The 17,036-nt window shown below is 75.1% G+C and carries 7 protein-coding genes; 2 read left to right on the top strand and 5 right to left on the bottom strand.

Annotated elements, in window-relative coordinates; genetic code table 11:
- Positions 1-109 precede the first annotated feature (109 nt).
- Positions 110-1,081 (bottom strand): aminoglycoside phosphotransferase family protein, encoded by a 972-nt coding sequence (locus QSK26_RS33450; protein ID WP_285779318.1) that lies wholly within the window; start codon positions 1,079-1,081, stop codon positions 110-112.
- A 160-nt stretch (positions 1,082-1,241) separates the two neighbouring features.
- Between QSK26_RS33450 and QSK26_RS33445 the strand changes: the two genes are divergently transcribed.
- On the top strand, positions 1,242-14,111 hold the full coding sequence (locus tag QSK26_RS33445; protein ID WP_285779317.1) for a non-ribosomal peptide synthetase/type I polyketide synthase: 12,870 nt from the start codon (positions 1,242-1,244) through the stop codon (positions 14,109-14,111).
- A 35-nt stretch (positions 14,112-14,146) separates the two neighbouring features.
- On the opposite strand, the gene QSK26_RS33440 is transcribed toward QSK26_RS33445, so the two are convergent.
- From QSK26_RS33440 to QSK26_RS33430, 3 genes are all read right to left on the bottom strand, one after another.
- Positions 14,147-14,815, bottom strand: a complete 669-nt coding sequence (locus QSK26_RS33440; RefSeq protein WP_285779316.1) for a hypothetical protein — start codon at positions 14,813-14,815, stop codon at positions 14,147-14,149.
- The gene (locus QSK26_RS33435) at positions 14,815-14,976 is read right to left on the bottom strand and encodes a hypothetical protein (RefSeq protein ID WP_285779315.1); all 162 of its coding nucleotides are present in this window, start codon (positions 14,974-14,976) and stop codon (positions 14,815-14,817) included. Before QSK26_RS33435 ends, QSK26_RS33440 begins: the two co-directional genes overlap by 1 nt.
- A gap of 306 nt (positions 14,977-15,282) precedes the next feature.
- Positions 15,283-15,471, bottom strand: coding sequence for a hypothetical protein (locus QSK26_RS33430; protein WP_285779314.1), 189 nt, complete (start codon positions 15,469-15,471; stop codon positions 15,283-15,285).
- Between QSK26_RS33430 and QSK26_RS33425 the strand changes: the two genes are divergently transcribed.
- Positions 15,440-15,820 carry a YbaB/EbfC family nucleoid-associated protein gene (locus QSK26_RS33425; RefSeq protein ID WP_285779313.1) on the top strand — a complete coding sequence of 127 codons (381 nt, stop codon included), beginning with the start codon at positions 15,440-15,442 and terminating at the stop codon, positions 15,818-15,820. The genes QSK26_RS33430 and QSK26_RS33425 overlap by 32 nt on opposite strands.
- Positions 15,821-15,912: 92 nt before the next feature.
- Here QSK26_RS33425 and QSK26_RS33420 read toward each other — a convergent pair whose 3' ends face one another.
- Entirely contained in the window at positions 15,913-16,977 is a 1,065-nt protein-coding gene (locus tag QSK26_RS33420) for a uroporphyrinogen decarboxylase/cobalamine-independent methonine synthase family protein (RefSeq protein ID WP_285779312.1), read from the bottom strand.
- Positions 16,978-17,036 lie beyond the last annotated feature (59 nt).

Here is a 17,036-nt window from a genome sequence, read left to right as displayed (position 1 = left end):
TGAGTCGCCTTTCCCGGGTGCCACGACATGGCCTTTCAACTGGTGATGGAGGTGGGCCCCTCGACGCCGGGCGCGTCGCCTGACCGGTCGCTCGAACCAGGGGCGATGCTCAGGTCGGCGACGCGTCCAGGACGCGTTCCAGGGTGCGCCGGCCCAGCCGGCTCATGGCCGGGTTGGTCTCGCGGTAGTACCAGACGAGCCCCATCGCCTGCTCGAAGGCCCACGCTCTGCCGCGTGCCCATTCCAGGTCGTCGCACCCGAGGTCCCTGCGGAGCGCCTGCCGCGGCCCGGCCTCGAACAGATGCCAGGCGCCGACGAGATCCAGCGCGGGATCGGCCGGTCCGAAGCCGCCGACGTCGAGGATCCCGGCCAGCCGCCCGGCGGACACGAGCACGTTGCCGGGGATGAGATCGCCGTGGGTCATCATGTCGGCCGCTTCACGGGGCAGGCTCCGCATGTCCTCCCATGTCCGGCGAAGTCGGCGAACGTCCAGAAGGTGTGCGCTGTGCCGGAAACAGGTCTCCATCCACGCGTCGTGGGATCGAAGGTCGCCTCCCCGGCCCTGCCCGGCGAACGTACGGCCACGCGTGTCCACGGCGCGCAGATCGTGGATGAGATCGGCGATGTCGTGGGCGAACGCGACCGATTCGCCGGGATCCTCGCCGGTGGACACCGCGCCGGGCAGCCAGGTCTGCACCGACCACGGAAGGGGGTATCCCGCCCCCGGCTCGCCGAGCGCGACCGGCTCCGGCGTGCGGAACCGGGTGCGGCCCGCCAGCTCGCGGGCCGCCTCCGCCTCGGACGCCAGCCGGCGCCGCACCGAGCCGGCGTCCCCGGGCTGGAGCGGGAACCGCGCCGTGAGGCGGTCGCCGATCCGGAAGACGGCGTTGACCGTCCCGTGGGCGGCGACGCGGCTCACGGGCATGCCCCGCCACTCGGGGTACTGCTCGGCCACCAGCGTGCGCACCGTCTCGGGTGACACCGTCAGTTCGCCGGGGTGCATCTTCATGCCGGGATCGTTCCGCGCCACCGCGTTCCGCCGCAACGCGTTTCCGGCCGCGTGCGGCAGGCCGGGGGTCATGGGGCGATCAGTCCCGAAAGGTATGGTCGCAGATCGGAACCGACTTCGCGTCCGGCGTCCCCCGGGCGCTGACGATCACCCTCCCATCCATCAGGGCGACCGTGCAGATCGCCCGCTCTGGACCAAAGATCGCCGCCGGGCTCCGGGGCGTCCAGGAGCAGTGGCGGCAGGTCACCGGCGCGGGGTGACGATCAACGACGACGACCCCGGGAAGATGCGGCGGACCCGCGGGCCGCCCGGCGACGTGTCCGGGGGACCGGCGGGCGCGGTACGGTCGGCCGGTGCGCGTTCGACCCGGGAAGTGCCGGCCGCCGGAGCCGTACGCGGGTGCACCGGGGACGCGGCCGGGGCGCACAGCGGGGCCGGCGGGGAAGGCGGGGCGGCGATGACCGGACCGGGCGACGAGACGGTGTTGCCGGATGTGCTGCTGGGGGCGGCCGAGGACGCGCCGGAACAGGTCATCGTGCACGTGCGCGGTGACGGCGGCGAACGAACCGTCACCTACCGCGAGTTACGCGACGCGTCGCTGCGGGTCGCCGGGGGCCTGCTCGACGCGGGCCTCCCGGCCGGGAGCGCCGTGCTGCTGCCCGCGGGCCGCCCCGACGACTTCCAGCCGCTGTTCTGGGGCATCCTCGCCGCCGGGCTGGTACCGGTTCCCCTCGCTCCCGACGCGCGGCGGGTGCTTCCCGTGTGGGAGTTCCTCGACCGGCCGCCCGTCGCCGTCGCCCCGGCCACCGCGCCGCTGCTCGCCGCGCTGGGGGACGGGGTACGCGCCCTGCCGCTGGACGTGCTGCGCGAAGGGCGCCCGCCGGAGGTCCTCCCCGCGCGGGCACCGGACGACGTGGCGTTCCTGCAGTTCTCCTCGGGCAGCACGGGGGCGCCCAAGGGCGTTGAACTGACCCACGCCGCGGTGCTGGCCAATCTGGCGCAGATCCGCGTCGCGGCGGCGATCACGCCGGACGACGTGGCCGCGAGCTGGATGCCCTACTTCCACGACATGGGACTGATCGGCACCCACCTCGTCCCGCTCTCCGCCCGGCTCAAGCAGGTGAAGCTGGAACCGCTGTCCTTCGCGAAGCGGCCCGCGCTGTGGCTGGAGGCGGCGGCGCGGCACCGGGCGACGATGCTCTCCGCGGCGAACTTCGCCCTGGCGCTGACCGAGCGGCGGGTCGGGCAGGACACGCTCGCCCGGCTGGATCTGACCAGCGTCAGGATGATCGTGGTGGGCGCGGAGCCGATCTCCCCGGCGGTGTGGCGCGCGTTCGTCCGCCGGATGCGGCCCACCGGGCTCGCCGCCGGGGCGCCGCAGCCGGTCTACGGCCTCGCGGAGGCGACGCTCGCGGTGACCTTCCCGCCGCCGGGCGAGGTGGCGGAGCCGCTCGTCCTGGACAGGGCCGCGCTCGGCCGCGGGCGGGTGGTGTTCACCGATCCGGGCCCGCACGCCGTGGAGCTGATGGACGTGGGCCGCCCCGTTCCCGGGTGTGACGTACGGATCGTGGACGACGAGGGCACGCCGCTGGGCGACCGCCGGGTCGGGCACATCGAGGTCGGCGGCCCGCAACTGGCCCGCGGCTACCACCGTGCCCCGGAGGCGACGGGTGCCGCCTTCGCCGGCGGCCGGCTGCGTACGGGTGACCTGGGGTTCCTGCACGGGGGACGGCTGTGCGTGACCGGCAGGTCCAAGGATGTCGTCTTCGTCAACGGCGCCACCCACCACGCCGCCGACCTCGAAGAGGTGGCGGCGGGCACCCCGGGTCTGCCATCCGGTCCGGTCGTGGTCGTCGGCTCCGCCGACCCGGTGTCCGGCGGGGAGCGGGTCGTGGTCTTCGTCGCGGCCGGACAGCCGGACCCGGGCGTGCTGCGCGAGGTCGCGGTCCGGGTATGCGCGGCGCTGGGACACGACGACGTACGCGTGCTGGCACTGCCCGCCCGCGCGTTCCCGCGCACCACGAGCGGGAAACTGCGCCGGGCGGTCATGCGAGAGCGTTTCGAGACAGGGGTCTACGCGGAGTCCGAGGTCCACCGGGCAACGGGTGCCGCCCCGGCGGCGGATACGGTCCCGGCCCGGAGCACGGCGGCGGATGCGCCCGGTGGGGTGCCGGTCGGGGAGTCGGCGGCGGATGCGCCCGGTGGGGTGCCGGTCGGGGAGTCGGCGGCGCCTGGTCGGGTGCCGGTCCGGGACGTGGTGGCGGCGGACTCGCCTGGTGCGGGGCCGGTTCTGAGCGTCGGGGCGGATGGTGGGGCCGGGGGGCTGCCGGTACCTCGGTCGCGCCGGGATGTCGAGTCCGCGGTGCTCGGCATCTGGGCCCGGGTGCTGGGCCTGCCCGCAGCGGGGCTCGGGTTGCACGACCGGTTCTTCGCCCTCGGGGGTTCGTCGCTCAAGGGCATGCAGGTGCTCGGCGCCGTGGAGGACATGTTCGGCGTCTCCCTGCGGCCGTCCGACGTACGCGACCACGACACCGTGGCCGCGCTCGCCGGTCACGTCCTGGCGATCGGCGCCGTCGACGTCGTCACCGGCACGGACGTCGTCACCGGCACGGACGCCGTCACCGGCACGGACGCCGTCACCGGCACGGACGCCGTCAGCGGCATGGACGCCGTCGGCGCTTCCGTGCGGGGCGGCGGGGCGCGGTGGCCGGGAGGCGGTCGGGGTGCCCCGGTGGTCGCCGTGACCGCGATGGCGTGCCGTTTTCCCGGTGCCGACACGCCCGAGGCGTTCTGGAGCCTGCTCGCGGAGGGCCGCGACGCCGTCACCGGCGTACCCGCCGGACGATGGGCGGACCCGGCAGACCCGGTGGGCGCGCCGCACTCGGCGGGCGGGGCGGGTGCGGTGCGCTCGGTGGGCGGGGCGGACCCGGCGGGTGCGGTGGGCGCGGTGGTCTCGGTGGGCGGGGCGGAGCCGGTGGGTGCGGACTCCCGGTGGGGGGCGTTCCTCGACGATCCGGCCGCCTTCGACGCCGGGTACTTCGGCATCGGTGAGGAGGAGGCCCGGGCGATCGATCCGCAGGCGCGGCTCTTCCTCGAACTCGCCCACGAGGCGCTGGAACGGACCGGATACGCGGGGCCGAGGAGGCTGGGCCGCCGGGTGGGCGTGTTCGCCGCGGCGGGGGAGAGCGGGTACCGGCGGCTGCTCGAACAGGCGCACGGCGAGACCGGGCTGCCCCCGTCGGCGCTGACCGGGAACCTGCCCAACCTCCTCGCCGCGCGGGTCTCGCACTGCCTGGACCTGACCGGTCCCGCGCTCGCCGTCGACACCGCCTGCTCCTCCGCTCTCGTCGCCCTGCACCTGGCACGCCGCAGCCTGCAACAGGGCGAGTGCGACATCGCCGTCGTCGGCGGCGTCCAGCTCAACCTCACCCCCGACGGATACGCGCTGCTGGAGAGGACCCAGGCGCTGTCCCCGACCGGGCGCTGCCACGCGTTCGGCGCCGCGGCCGACGGCTTCGTCCCGGGGGAGGGCGGCGCGGCCCTCGTGCTGACCCGCCTCGACGACGCGGAACGGGCCGGGGACCCGATCCTGGCTTTGCTGCGCGGCACCGCCGTGAACAACGACGGCCGCTCGCTGAGCCTGATGGCCCCCCAGCCCCTGACCCAGCGTGAGGTCATCACCGAGGCGTACCGCGAGGCGGGCATCGACCCCGGCACCGTGTCCTACGTGGAGGCCCACGGCACCGGGACGCCGATCGGCGACCCCATCGAGGCGGGTTCCCTCGCGCATGCCTTCCCGCCGCGGGCCGACGGACGCCTCCGGCTGCTCGGCTCGGTGAAGACCAACATCGGGCATCTTCTCAACGCCGCCGGCATGCCCGGCCTGGTGAAGGTGCTGCTGGCGCTGGGACACCGGCAACTGCCCCCGTCCCTGCACCACTCACCGCCCGCGCCGGGCCTGGACCTGCGCGGATCGGGTTTCGCGCTGGTGAGCGAGTTGCGCGCGTGGGACGCCCCCGGCCCTCTGGTCGCCGGGGTCAACGCGTTCGGCTTCGGCGGTACCAACGCGCACGCCATCCTGGAGGAGCCGCCCGCCCGGCGACCGCGCACTCCGGCCGCCTCCGCCCGCCCGCGGCTGCTCACGCTGTCGGCGCGCGACGCCGAGGGCCTGCGCGCCGCCGCCGCCGATCTCGCCCGGCATCTGCGTGCGCACCCGGACCTCGACGAGGGGGACGTGTGCGCCGCCGTCGCCGCGGCGCGCGACGAGGGACCCCACCGCCTCGCCGTGGTGGCCGACGGCGACCTCGCCACCCGCCTTGAGGAACGAGCCGCCCTTGGGGCAGGGGCCGCGAGCCCGGAGGGTCCGGCGGGCCGGGTGACGGGCTCCCGGCCGCGGCTGGTCTTCCTGCTGCCGGGGCAGGGGTCGCAGCGTCCCGGGCGGGTCCGTGCGCTGTACGCGGACGCGCCGGTGTTCCGGGACGTGATCGACGAGGCGTCCGATGTCGCCGGTGAGATCGGCGGGCGCAGCCTGTCGGCCTGGTGCCTGGATCCCGGCGTCTCCCCGGCCGCGCTCGCCCGTACCGAGGTCGCGCAGCCGCTGGTCGTCGCGTACGGCGTCGCGCTGGCCCGTCAGCTGCGGGCGTGGGGGGTCATCCCGGACGCCGTGGCGGGGCACAGCGTCGGCGAGATCGCCGCGGCCTGCGTCGCCGGGCGGCTCACGCTCGCCGACGCCGTACGGTTCGCCGCCGAGCGCGGGCGGCTGATGCGGGACCTGTGCGTCCCGGGGGCCATGGCCGCCGTGCGCGGCGCGGAGGAGGCCGTCGCCGCGCTGGTGGCCGGCTCGCGGGGCGCGCTGAGCGTGGCCGCGGTCAACGCCCCCGGCCAGGTGGTCCTCGCCGGGACGTCGCAGGCCGTCGACTGTGCCGTACGCGAGCTGACCGCCGGGGGCGTCGCCGTACACCGGCTGGACGTGTCCCGCGCGTTCCACTCCGCGCTGATGGACCCCGCGCTCGGGCCGCTGACCGAGGCGGCCGCCTCCCTGACCCTCCACCCGGGCCGCACACCGCTGCTGAGCACGGTGACGGCCGAGTGGCAGCCGGCCTTCGCCCCGGAGTACCTGCGGGAGCACGCCAGGCGGCCGGTCCGCTTCGGCGCGGCCGTGGCGCGGCTGCTCGACGACGGCTACGACACCTTCGTGGAACTCGGCCCCGTCCCCACCCTGGGCGGGGCCGTCCGCGCGGTCGCGGCGGCGCACGAGCGAGGGGCCGGAGCCGTCGTGCTGCCGGCCGTGGCCGACGGCGGCGCGCGGGGCCTGCTGGGGACGGCGGGCCGGCTCTGGGAGCGCGGCGTGCGCCTGGACCGTACCGCGCTGGACGCCGGACGCGCCCGCGTCGCCGTCCCCACCTACCCCTTCCAGCGCCGGCGGTACTGGCCGGCGTCCGCGCCGGGGCGGCTGCTGCACCGGTTCGTCTGGGACGACGCGCCGCTGACCGCCGGTCCCGGGCCGCGCACGGTGCTTCTGGCCGGTCCGGACCGGCCGCTCTCCCGCGCGCTGGCGGACCGGCTCACCGGGCGCGGCGTCGCCGTGCAGCGCGCGGGGGACCCGCTTCCGGAGGGGGCACCGCGTCCGGAGGTCGCCGTGCTGCTCGCCGGACCCGCGAAGGAACCGGACTCGGTCACCGCGCTGGACGCCGCCCAGCTCGCCATGGTGCGGGACCTTCATGCCCTTCTGCCCACGCTCGCCCGGGACCGGCCCCGGGTTCTCGTCGTCACCGAGGACGTGCACGCCACCGGCGTGGCCGCGGAGCGCCCGCGCCCGGAACAGGCGGTGCTCACCGGTCTGGCGCTCGCGCTGCCCGAGGAACTGCCCGGCGTCGTGGCCCACAGCGTCGACCTGTCCTCCCTGGACGGCCTCGACGCGCGCCTCGACGCGCTCGACCGGGAACTCGCCGCCCGGGGAGGGACGCCCGCCGGGCACGCGGGCGCCGTCGCCTGGCGTGCGGGCCGCCGCCTCGGCCGTACCACCGAGGCCGTCACCGCGGCGGCGGCCGAGTTGCCCGCCGACGGCGTGTACCTGATCACCGGGGGCGCCGGAGGGGCAGGCCGCGCCCTCGCGCGCGACCTGGCCGACCGCGGCCGGCCGACGCTCGTGCTGACCGGCCGCTCGCCGCGACCACCCGCCGGGCTGCTGGCCGACCTGCGGGCGCGCGGCGCCGTCGCGGAGTACCGCGTCGCCGACGTGTCACGCGAGGCCGACGTGGACGCCGTTCTGGCGGATCTGCCAGGACTGGACGGGGTCTTCCACGCGGCCGGGGTGGTACGACCGGGGACGTTGCGGGCCAAGTCCCCCGAGGAGGTGGCCGAAGGGCTGGCCGCCAAGACGCGGGGCGGCTACCTTCTGGCACGCGGGCTCCGGCGGCACGGTCTGCGTCCCGTCGCCTGCGTGGCCTTCTCCTCGGTGTCCTCCGTGCTGCCCGGCCTGGCCGGAGCACTCGGCGACTACGCGGCGGCCAACGCCTACCTCGACGCCCTGGCCGCCGCCGAGCGCGCGGTCGGCCGGCCGTGGCAGGCGCTGAACTTCGCCGCGTTCGCGGGAACCGGCATGGCCTCGGGCGTACCGGGCGGCCTCGCCGTCCGCGGGCCCGCACCCCTGGCTCCCGCCGACGCCCTGGAGGCGCTGCGTGCCGCCTGCGGTGTCGAGGCCGCCCAACTCCTGGTCGCCGACCTGGAACCGCGGTCACGCCCGCGCACCGGCCCCGCGCCCGGTTCCACGGCTGGTGCGGAGGGGGCGGTCCCCGAGGTGGGTGGTGTGCCGGTTCCCGTGGTCGGTCCGGAGGGGGCGGCTCAGAGGGTGGGCGGCGTCCCGGTTCCCGTCGCCGGTTCGGGAGGAGGGCCTGGGGACGCGGGTGGTGTGCCGGTTCTGCTGCGGCGGCTCGTGGCGGGGGCGTTGCGGCGCGATCCCGGTGACGTCCGCGATGACGAGCCGTTCCTCGGGCTCGGTCTCGACTCGCTCACCGCTGTCGACCTCGTCAAGCGGCTGGAGCAGGATTTGGGCCGCTCGCTGCCGATCACCCTGTTCTTCGAGCACCGGACCCTGCGCGAACTGGCCGCACACCTCCAGACCGGCGAGCCGTACCAGGACGACGCCTCCCAGGACGACGCCTCCCAGGACGACGCCTCCCAGGACGGCCAGGAGACGGCGGCAGGCGACATCCCCTTCCCCCTGACACCGGTGCAGCTCGCCTTCCACACCCAGGCCCGCCTGTATCCGGACATCACCGCCTACGGATACGTGCGCCAGACCGTCAGCGGCCCGCTCGACGCCGAGTTGCTGGGACGGGCGCTGGGGTGTCTCGCCGACCGCCATCCCATGCTCCGGCTCCGCGTCCGGCCCGGCGACGACGCACCCACGCAGGTCGCCGCCCCCTCCGGCCACGGCCGGGTGCCCGGCTGGTACGACCTCCGCGCGCTCTCCGGCGTACCCGGGGACGAGGAACTGGAGGCGCTCGAAGCGGCCCTGTGCAACCGGCCCTTCGACCTCGCCGCCGAGGCGCCGGTGCGCGCGCTGCTCGCCCGTACGGCCACCGGCACCGCCCATCTCCTCCTCGTGGTCCATCACGCCGCCGCCGACGGGTTCAGCCTCAACCTCCTCGGCGAGGAGCTCTGGACGATCTACACCGCGCTCGCCCGGGGCCTAACCGCCGTCCTGCCCCCGCTCGGCACGACGTTCTCCGCCTACGCCGCGCACGTCCGCGCGGAACGGTCGAGTGCCGCCTTCGCGCAGGATCTGGCGTACTGGCGCGAGACGCTCGCCCCGGGCGGTGAGCCGCTCGCCCTCCCCTACGACGGTGACCCGCGCGGACTTCCCCGGCCTCCGCTGCTCGCCCATCAGGTCGCCGTCGGCCCGGAGCCGTCGGCCGCGTTGCGCGACCTCGCCGCCGCGCACGAGGTCTCCCTGTTCCATCTGCTGCTCGCCGCGTACATGCGCTGCCTGTCTCGGTGGAGCGGCGGCCGGCGGGACGTGACCGTGAACGTGGCCCGGTCCCGCCGCGACACCCGGCTGCCCGGGATCGAACGGATCGTCGGCCCGCTGGCCGACACCCTGCCGGTACGGGGCCGGGTCGATCCGGACGAACCCGTGCACGTACTGGCGGCACGGCTGCGCGATTCCTGGGCCGCGGGGGAGCGGCACGCCCGCCTCACCAGCCTGGACCTGGCCCGGCTGCTGCCCCCGGACGGCACCGGACCCCGTACGGTCAGTCCCGCGTCGTTCAGCTTCGCGCGCTTCCCGGCCGCCCTCGACCCCGGCTGCCCGGTGCGGGTCCGGCCGGCCGCGGCGGGCACGGCGTCCGCCGCCACGCGGCTGAGCCTGCTGTGCTGGGAGTCGTCCGGCGAACTGCGCTTCTCGTGGAACTTCCCCTCGCGGCTGTTCGATCGCACGACCGTCGAAAGGCTGGCCCGGGAGCACCTGGCCGAACTCGCCGAGGCCCTCCCCACGAAGCCGCCTGCCAAGCCTCAGCCCGCGACACGTGCCACGCCGCCTGCCGAGCCTCGGCCTGTGACGCCGCTCGCGCCGTCTGCCGAGTGGCGAGCTGCGACGCCGGTCGAGCCGTCTGCGGGGCGGCGGGTCGAGCCGTCTGCCGGGCCGCGGGCGGTGGACCTGCGATCCGGTGTCGTCGCGCGTCTGTGCGCGCGGTTCCGCGTGGCTCCCGGCGAGGTCGCCGTCGACACCGGCGAGACCACCATGACGTACGCCGAGCTCGACCGCGCCTCCGCGGCCCTCGCCGCCCGGCTGCGCGCCGCGGGCGTCGTCCCGGGCGACCTGGTCGGGTTGCTCACCGAGCCCGGTGCCGACACCGTGGCGGGCGTCGTCGGCATTCTCCGGGCGGGCGCCGGATGGGTACCGCTGGACGCCACGCATCCGTCCGCGCGGCTGGCCGGTCAGCTGGCACGATCCGGGGCACGGGCCCTCGTCTGCCACGGGGCGACCCGTACTCCGGCGGCGGCGCTCGCCGAGGCGCGGTCCGTCGCGCTCGTCGCCGCCGACGACCCGGCTCCCGTACCGTACGGCGACGGCGGCACCGAGCCACCGGCCGTCAACCCCGGCGCGTTCGCGTACGTGATCTTCACCTCGGGGTCCACCGGCCGCCCCAAGGCGGTGCCGATCACGCACAGGTCGTTGGAGAACTACCTGGACTGGGCCGTTGCCACGTTCGGTTACCACAGCGGCGACCGGCTCGCGCAGACCGCCTCCGTGTGCTTCGACGCCTCGGTGCGCCAGCTCCTCGCGCCGCTGCTCGTCGGCGCCACCGTGGTCACCGTGCCCTGGCGCCTGGCCCGCGACCCCGAGGCGTTGCTGGACCGGGTCGAGCGGGCCCGGGTCTCCGTGTGGAGTTCGGTACCCACCCTGTGGTCGCGGCTGCTCGAAGCGGCGGAGACCCGGGTACGCGCCGGCACGCCGTTGCCGGACCTGTCGGCGCTGCGCTGGATCCACCTGGGCGGCGAGGCGCTGCCGGCCGCCCACCTCCGGCGCTGGTACGACCTGTTCGGCCCGGGACCCCGGATCGCCAACCTGTACGGGCCCACCGAGGCCACCGTCAACGCGACCTGCCATCTCATCGAGACCCGTCCCGCCGACGACGCGCGCACCGTGCCGATCGGCCGCCCCGTCACCGGGACGCAGGTGGAGGTGGTGGCCCCGGACGGCCGGCCATGTGCCCCCGGCGAGCCCGGCGAACTCCTCATCTCCGGAGCGGGCCTCACCCCGGGATACCTGGGCGAGCCGGAACTGACGGCCACCGCGTTCACCGAACGCGACGGGCGCCGCTGGTATCGGAGCGGCGACCGGGTTCGCCGCGCCCCGGACGGAGCACTGGAGTTCCTCGGGCGGATCGACGACCAGATCAAGATACGCGGGCACCGGGTGGAACCCGGGGAGATCGAGGCGGCGCTGGAGACGCATGCCGCCGTCGCCCGTGCCGCCGTCGTCCTCCGCGACGAACGGCTCGCCGCCTTCGTCGAACGCCGGCCGGGTGCGCCCGCGCCGGAGGCCACGGCCCTGCGCGCGCATCTGGCCGCGACCCTGCCCGCGTACCTGCTGCCGTCCCGGATCCACACCGTCGACGCGCTCCCGGTGACCGGCACCGGCAAGCTCGACCGCCTCGCGCTCGGTGCGCTCCCGTCCATGCCCGCCGCCGAGGTCGCCGCGACCGGCGACGTCAGGACGTCTCCGATGACGCCGACCGAGAACCGGCTGGCACGGATCTGGTCCGAACTCCTCGGCGTGCCGTCGATCGCCAGGGAGGACGACTTCTTCGCGCTGGGCGGGGACTCCATCCTCGTCCTTGAGGTGTTCGCGCGGCTGCGGGAGGAGTTCCCGGTGCTGCCCAGGCCCACCGTCATCTACACCGCCGGCACCCTCGGCACCCTGGCCACCGCCGTGGACGACGCCTCACACGGCGCCTCAGTGGGCGGCGCCTCAGCGGGCGGCGCCGCGCCGGGCGGCGGGGACGAAGGGCCGGGGGGTGGGGACGAGGAGCCGGGGGGCGACATCCGTGCCGCTCTGACCGGCCCTTCCGCGTTCCCGCTCACCCCCTCCCAGCGCGGCTTCCTGCTCGCCGAGGCGATGGCGCCCGGCGCGGGCTCGGCGTGGCTGGCTCGCATGCGGGTGCGCGGGCGGCTGGACCCGGACCTGTTCCAGCGCGCGGTGGACGCCTGCGTGGTCCGCCATCCCATGCTGCGCACCGTCTTCCCCGCCGGCGTCCGCCCGCCGGTCCAGCAGGAACTCCCGCCCGCCCTGCGGCTCCCCGTCGCCTTCGAGACCCTGGCCGACCCCGGGCTGCTGGCGGCCAGGGTCGCCGAGGAACGCGAACGCCGCTTCGAGCCGTGGGCGTGGCCGCTGCTCCGGCTGCGGCTGATCACCCTCTCGCCCGTCGAGCACGTGCTGATCGCGCACGCCCACCACCTGATCGGGGACGGGTACAGCGTGGCGCTCCTGGGCCGCGAACTGCTCGCCGCGTACGACCGCCTCCTACGGGGTGACGTCGCCGAACCCCCACCGCCGCGCAGCACGTTCCGTGACCATGTGGCGCTGCTGGCGCGCGCGACGACGCACCCCGCCCGGCGCGCGCGTCTTGAAGCCCCTTACCGGCGTCCGGTCCTCGGGCGGGCCCGCGAGGGTTCCGTACCGGGGTCGCCGTATCGGTCCACCGGGTTCACGCTCGGCGCGGACCGGGTGGCGGCCCTGCGCCGGATCGCCCGCGAGGCGGGCACGACGCTCTTCGCCCCGCTGCTCACCGCGTACTACCGGACCCTGGCCGCCGTCACCGGGCAGGACGACCTCATTCTCGGACTCGCCGTCACCGGCCGCGACCACGCGCCGCCCGACGCGCACCTCGTGTTCGGGCCGTTCGCCGCCGCCGTGCCGCTGCGCCCCGCCCCGCCGTACGGCGAGGACGCGACCGGGCGTACCTTCGCCGGCGACCTGCGCAGGGTCGCCGCCGAGGTCGCCGCCGCCCGTGCCGAGGGCGGCGAGGGCATCCACGGAGGCGGGGGTCCGCCGCCGGCCGCCCAGTTCTTCTTCACGTTCCTCGACTTCTCCGCGCTCGGGCCGCTGAGCGGCGACACGTTGACCCTGTCGTGGGACGACGCGGATGCCGAACTCACCCCGCCGCCGGGCACCGACACGCTCCTCGCCGCGCGCCCGACCGGGAACGGAGAACTGCGGCTCGTGCTGCGCGCCTCGACCACGGCCTTCACGGCACCGGCCTTCGACACGTTCGCACGCGCGATGCAGAACGAACTGTCCGACGCCACGGCCCCCACCTCCGACGCGTCCGCGCACGCGGCACCGGTCGCGACCACGGCCCCCACCTCCGACGCATCCGCGCACGCGGCACCGGCCTGGACCGCGCCCTCCCCCTCCGACACGTCCACGCACGCGGCACGGGACGAGGCAGCCGAGCCCGTACGCGTGGCGCGGGCGGCCGGTACGGGGGGTGGGCTGGACGCCGCGCTCGTCGGTTACCTTCCCGCGCCCGGAGACCTCGTCTCGCTCGCCGGACCCACCGCCGCCGCGTTGCCGCGTGAACGGCTGCGGGAACTGCTCTTCCCCCAGGGCCGGCCCCGCCTGGTCGAGGAGATCGTCACCCCGCTGGGCCGTTCCGGATTCGTCTGCCTGCCGTTGTTCGCCGACGAGCTCCCGGCGACGCCCGACCTGGCCGCCCGAACCGCCGGAGCGGTGGAGTACGCCGCGTCGCTGGGCGCCCGCTGCGTCTCGCTCGCCGGGATGATTCCCTCGCTCACCGGATACGGCTTCGACGTGCTGCGGGAGACGACGACGCGGACGGCGGTCACCACCGGTCACGCGGCGACCGCCGTGTCCGTGGTCAAGACCGTGCACGCCGCGCTCGAACGGTCGGGGCGCACGCTCGGCGAACTCACCGTGGCCGTGGCCGGGCTGGGCTCGATCGGCCGGGCGTCGCTCGAACTGCTTCTCACGCTGGCCGAGCGCCCGCCCGCCCGGCTGCTCCTGTGCGACGTCGCGGGAAGCGCACCCCGGCTCGCGGAGCTGGCCGGCGAGCTGACCGGCCGCGGCCTGGCCGGAACCGTGGCGGTGCACGAGTCCGATCCCTCGCTGCCGCCCACCGGGTACGAGGCCGATCTCATCGTCACCGCGGTCAGCGGCGGCGGCACGCTGCTCGACGTGGAACGGCTGCGGCCCGGCGCGATCGTCGTCGACGACTCCTTCCCACACTGCTTCGACACGGCGAAGGCCCTGGCCAGGATGGCGGAACGGCGCGACGTGCTGATCGTGGGCGGCGGCCTGCTGGCGGTCCGCGGCGTCGAGCGGCGGATCGCCGACGGTCTGCCCGCGGCCGCGGCGGCCGGATACGCGGCGCAACCGTGGCTTCCCGGCACGATCGCCTCCTGCCGCCTCGAATCGCTGCTCCGGGCCGCCCGCCCCGGCCTCCCCTTGGTGCACGGCCTGGTGGACACCGCACCGGCCCTCGCCTACTGGGCGGAGCTGGCCGCGGCGGATGTCCACGCGGCGCCGTTGCACCTGCTCGGCCACGCCGTCGAACGGCCCGCCGAGTCCACCTAGAGCCGGAGCCGCCGCCCCGTGTCAGGCCGGCGGGCTCAGTCCGGCTCGCCCAGCCGTCCCTGGGCGACCAGGCGGATCTCCTCGTCCTGCGCGGCGGCCACGTACGCCAGCAGGTCCGGCTCCTCATCGGACAGGCGCGCGGCGGCTGCGGCGGCGAACCGCCGGACCAGCGGATCGGGCGCTTCGAGGCGGGCGGCGACGTCGTCCGGGCTGGGTTCCTCGGACTCCTGGCGGAGCAGCCACTCGGCCAGTTCCCTGACCTGACCGGACTCCAGCCGGGAAACTCCGGCCGAGAGCTGCCCGGCCGAGGCGGCGGCCAGGAATTCGAGCGCCTTCCAGCGGACGGCGACATCCGGATCCGCGCTGAGGTTCACGACCTGCGCGATGACCGGACCGTCATGGGCGTCGGCGTTCATCAGCACGACGTCGACGGCGAAGAACCGCACCTGGCGAAGCGGATGGGCGAGGAGGGCGGGGACCTCGCCCATCAGCGGGGCGGCCAGCGGGCCCAGCTCCGACAGCAGCCAGGTGCCCGTCCGCACGAGCGAGTCGTCACCACTGTGCAGGAACATCCTGAGGCTCTCGACGGGGTATCCGTCGAACAACTCGCTCAGCAGGTCGTTGGCCGCCGGGCCCACGACGTCACCGTCGGCCGAATGCCTGCGTATCCGCTCGATCAGGTCGTCGCCCGCTCGCGTCCCCATCAGCTGTCACTCTCCTCGGTGAGCCGCCTGAGGAGCGACTGTTCCTGTCTCAGCCGCTCGGCGTGGCCGTGGTCACGGCCCAGCAGACTCTCCTGAATCTTCCGCACGTTGATACTGGACTCCAGGTCCTTCTTGAGCGCCTCTTTCTGCTCCGGCGTCATGTCCCTCGTGTCCGAGGGGAGTTTGCCGTGGAATTTACCGGTGTGGTCTACGGCGCCGGGCGCGTTCCTGTCGTAGCGGGGTTTCCGCGTCCTCCGTGTCGTCGGCGCCCCTGGCCACAGCCCGCATGCCCTCGCCCGTGCCGTCCATCTCCCCTGCCAGCCCCGTGAGTGCCGCGAGTCCGAACTGGGCGCATTCGGCATACTTGGCGGCGATTCATGAGAGATTCATCTCACTGCAAGATCGTATCGGGACTGTCTACACTTTGGGCCCAGCCCGCTCCCGGATCGACGGAGGTCGACATGTGGTCACCCGCGCCGCGGGACGACGCCGCGCGCCGGGCCCGGGACATCGCCGACGAGGCAGCCGGCCGGACGGCGGCCCTGCCGGAGCCGCTCGACGAGACGTTCGTGCGGCGGCGGGTCGAGCAGGCGGCCCGCGATCTTCTTCAGCTTGGAGGCGAACGTGTACGGCTCGCAGATCGATCCCGCCGCCATCGACCACCAGGAGCTCGACGAGGCGGCCCGCCAGGGCGAGCGGATGCTGGCCTGGCTGGAGACGGCGGATCAGGAGCTCGACGAGATCGTCGGCATCGGCGAGAGGGCGTCCGGTCAGATCAGGGCGACCGTGGACCAGGCCGGGCGGGTCCTCGACGTCACATACGGCGCACGGGCCATGCGCATGGGCAGCCGCGACCTGGCGGAGGAGACGCTCATGGCGGTGCGGGCGGCGTGCGCGGATGCCGAGCGGCAGACCCACGACCTGATCCGTGAGGCCCTGCCCGGCTACGACCCCGCCGAGGCGAAGGCCGAGTTCGAACGCCTGCTGGGCGGCGAGTGGCGCTGATCCGCCGCGCTTCCGGGCCGTCGCCCGGCGGCCCTGGTGATGCCGCCGCGGAGCGGTGTGCCCCGCGGCGGCGGATCGGATGTCGCGGGACCTCAGACCTGGAGGGACTCGGCGGCCAGGGCCGTGCCCTGGACACGGGCGGAGATCTTGGCGAAAGCCGTCTCGCGGGAGGTGGAGGTGTCGTCGGCGAACGGGGCGAAGCCGCAGTCGTCGGTGGTGCCCAGGCGGTCCACCGGGATGTGCTGTGCGGCTCGCAGGACGCGGTCGCGCACCTGTTCCGGCGTCTCGACCTGGGGGTCGATGGGATCGGTCACACCGACGAAGACCCTGCCGCCGGCGGGCAGATGCTCGCCGATGATCTCCAGCACCCGATCGGCGTCCGGCTCGCTGGCGAGCTGGACGTAGAAGTTGCCCGCCTTCAGCTGGAAGAGCTTGGGCAGCAGGCCGGCGTAGTCGACGTCGGCGCTGTGGGTGGAGTCCTGGTCGCCGCCGGGGCAGGTGTGCACGCCGATCCGCGCTCGCCCGGCCTCGTCGAACCTTTCCAGCACCTGGTTGTTGAGCCTGATGAAGTCGTCGAGCAGCCCGCCGCTCGGGTCGAGCTTGAGTGACAGCCGCGCTTCGGTGAAGTCCAGTTGCACCACGTGCGCGCCCGCGTCCAGGCAGCCGCGGATGTCGGCCTCCGCCTCGGCGATCAGGTCGTCGATGAACGCCTTCTGCGGATAGTCGTCGAGGGGCGTGGCCGGATAGAGCAGGCTCAGCGCCGAGGGGGCGATCACCGCCTGCTTGACCGGCAGGCCGGTGTGCTCCTGCGCCTGGCGCAGATAGCTCTCCGCGTGCACGCCGTAGCGGAACGGGCCGGCCGCCAGGCACGGCAACTGCCGGGTGTGACCGTCCGCGAACGGGATCACCACGCCGTCCGGCAGCAGCTCGGTCGAGCCGGTGAGGGGGTAGGTGGCGAAGCTCGGTTTGGACTGTTCGCCGTCCACCAGCACCGGGCAGCCGAGCCGCTCCAGCCTGCCCATGGTGTCGGCGACGGCCTGAGCCTGCAGTGCGGCCAGTTCGGTTGCCCCGAGCCGGCCTTCGCCGTACTCGGCGAGCGCGGCCTGGAGTTCCGGGGTCCGTGGGATGCTTCCTATCGGTTCGGTAGGGATGCCCATGGCCAAAAGCCTAGATCACAAGGCGCATCGCGACAATCACCCACAGGTACCGGGCGGAA

This window comes from Microtetraspora sp. NBRC 13810 (assembly GCF_030268685.1).
In the GTDB taxonomy this organism is placed as follows: domain Bacteria; phylum Actinomycetota; class Actinomycetes; order Streptosporangiales; family Streptosporangiaceae; genus BSRQ01.
Note: the sequence above shows the minus strand (reverse complement) of the source record. Positions and strands in the feature narration are given on the sequence as shown.

Bases quoted from the DNA above. Each gene is read 5' to 3' on its own strand.
- QSK26_RS33435 (WP_285779315.1), bottom strand. From the start codon at position 14,976: ATGACGCCGGAGCAGAAAGAGGCGCTCAAGAAGGACCTGGAGTCCAGT.
- QSK26_RS33440 (WP_285779316.1), bottom strand. From the start codon at position 14,815: ATGGGGACGCGAGCGGGCGACGACCTGATCGAGCGGATACGCAGGCAT.
- QSK26_RS33430 (WP_285779314.1), bottom strand. From the start codon at position 15,471: ATGGCGGCGGGATCGATCTGCGAGCCGTACACGTTCGCCTCCAAGCTG.
- QSK26_RS33420 (WP_285779312.1), bottom strand. From the start codon at position 16,977: ATGGGCATCCCTACCGAACCGATAGGAAGCATCCCACGGACCCCGGAA.
- QSK26_RS33450 (WP_285779318.1), bottom strand. From the start codon at position 1,081: ATGACCCCCGGCCTGCCGCACGCGGCCGGAAACGCGTTGCGGCGGAAC.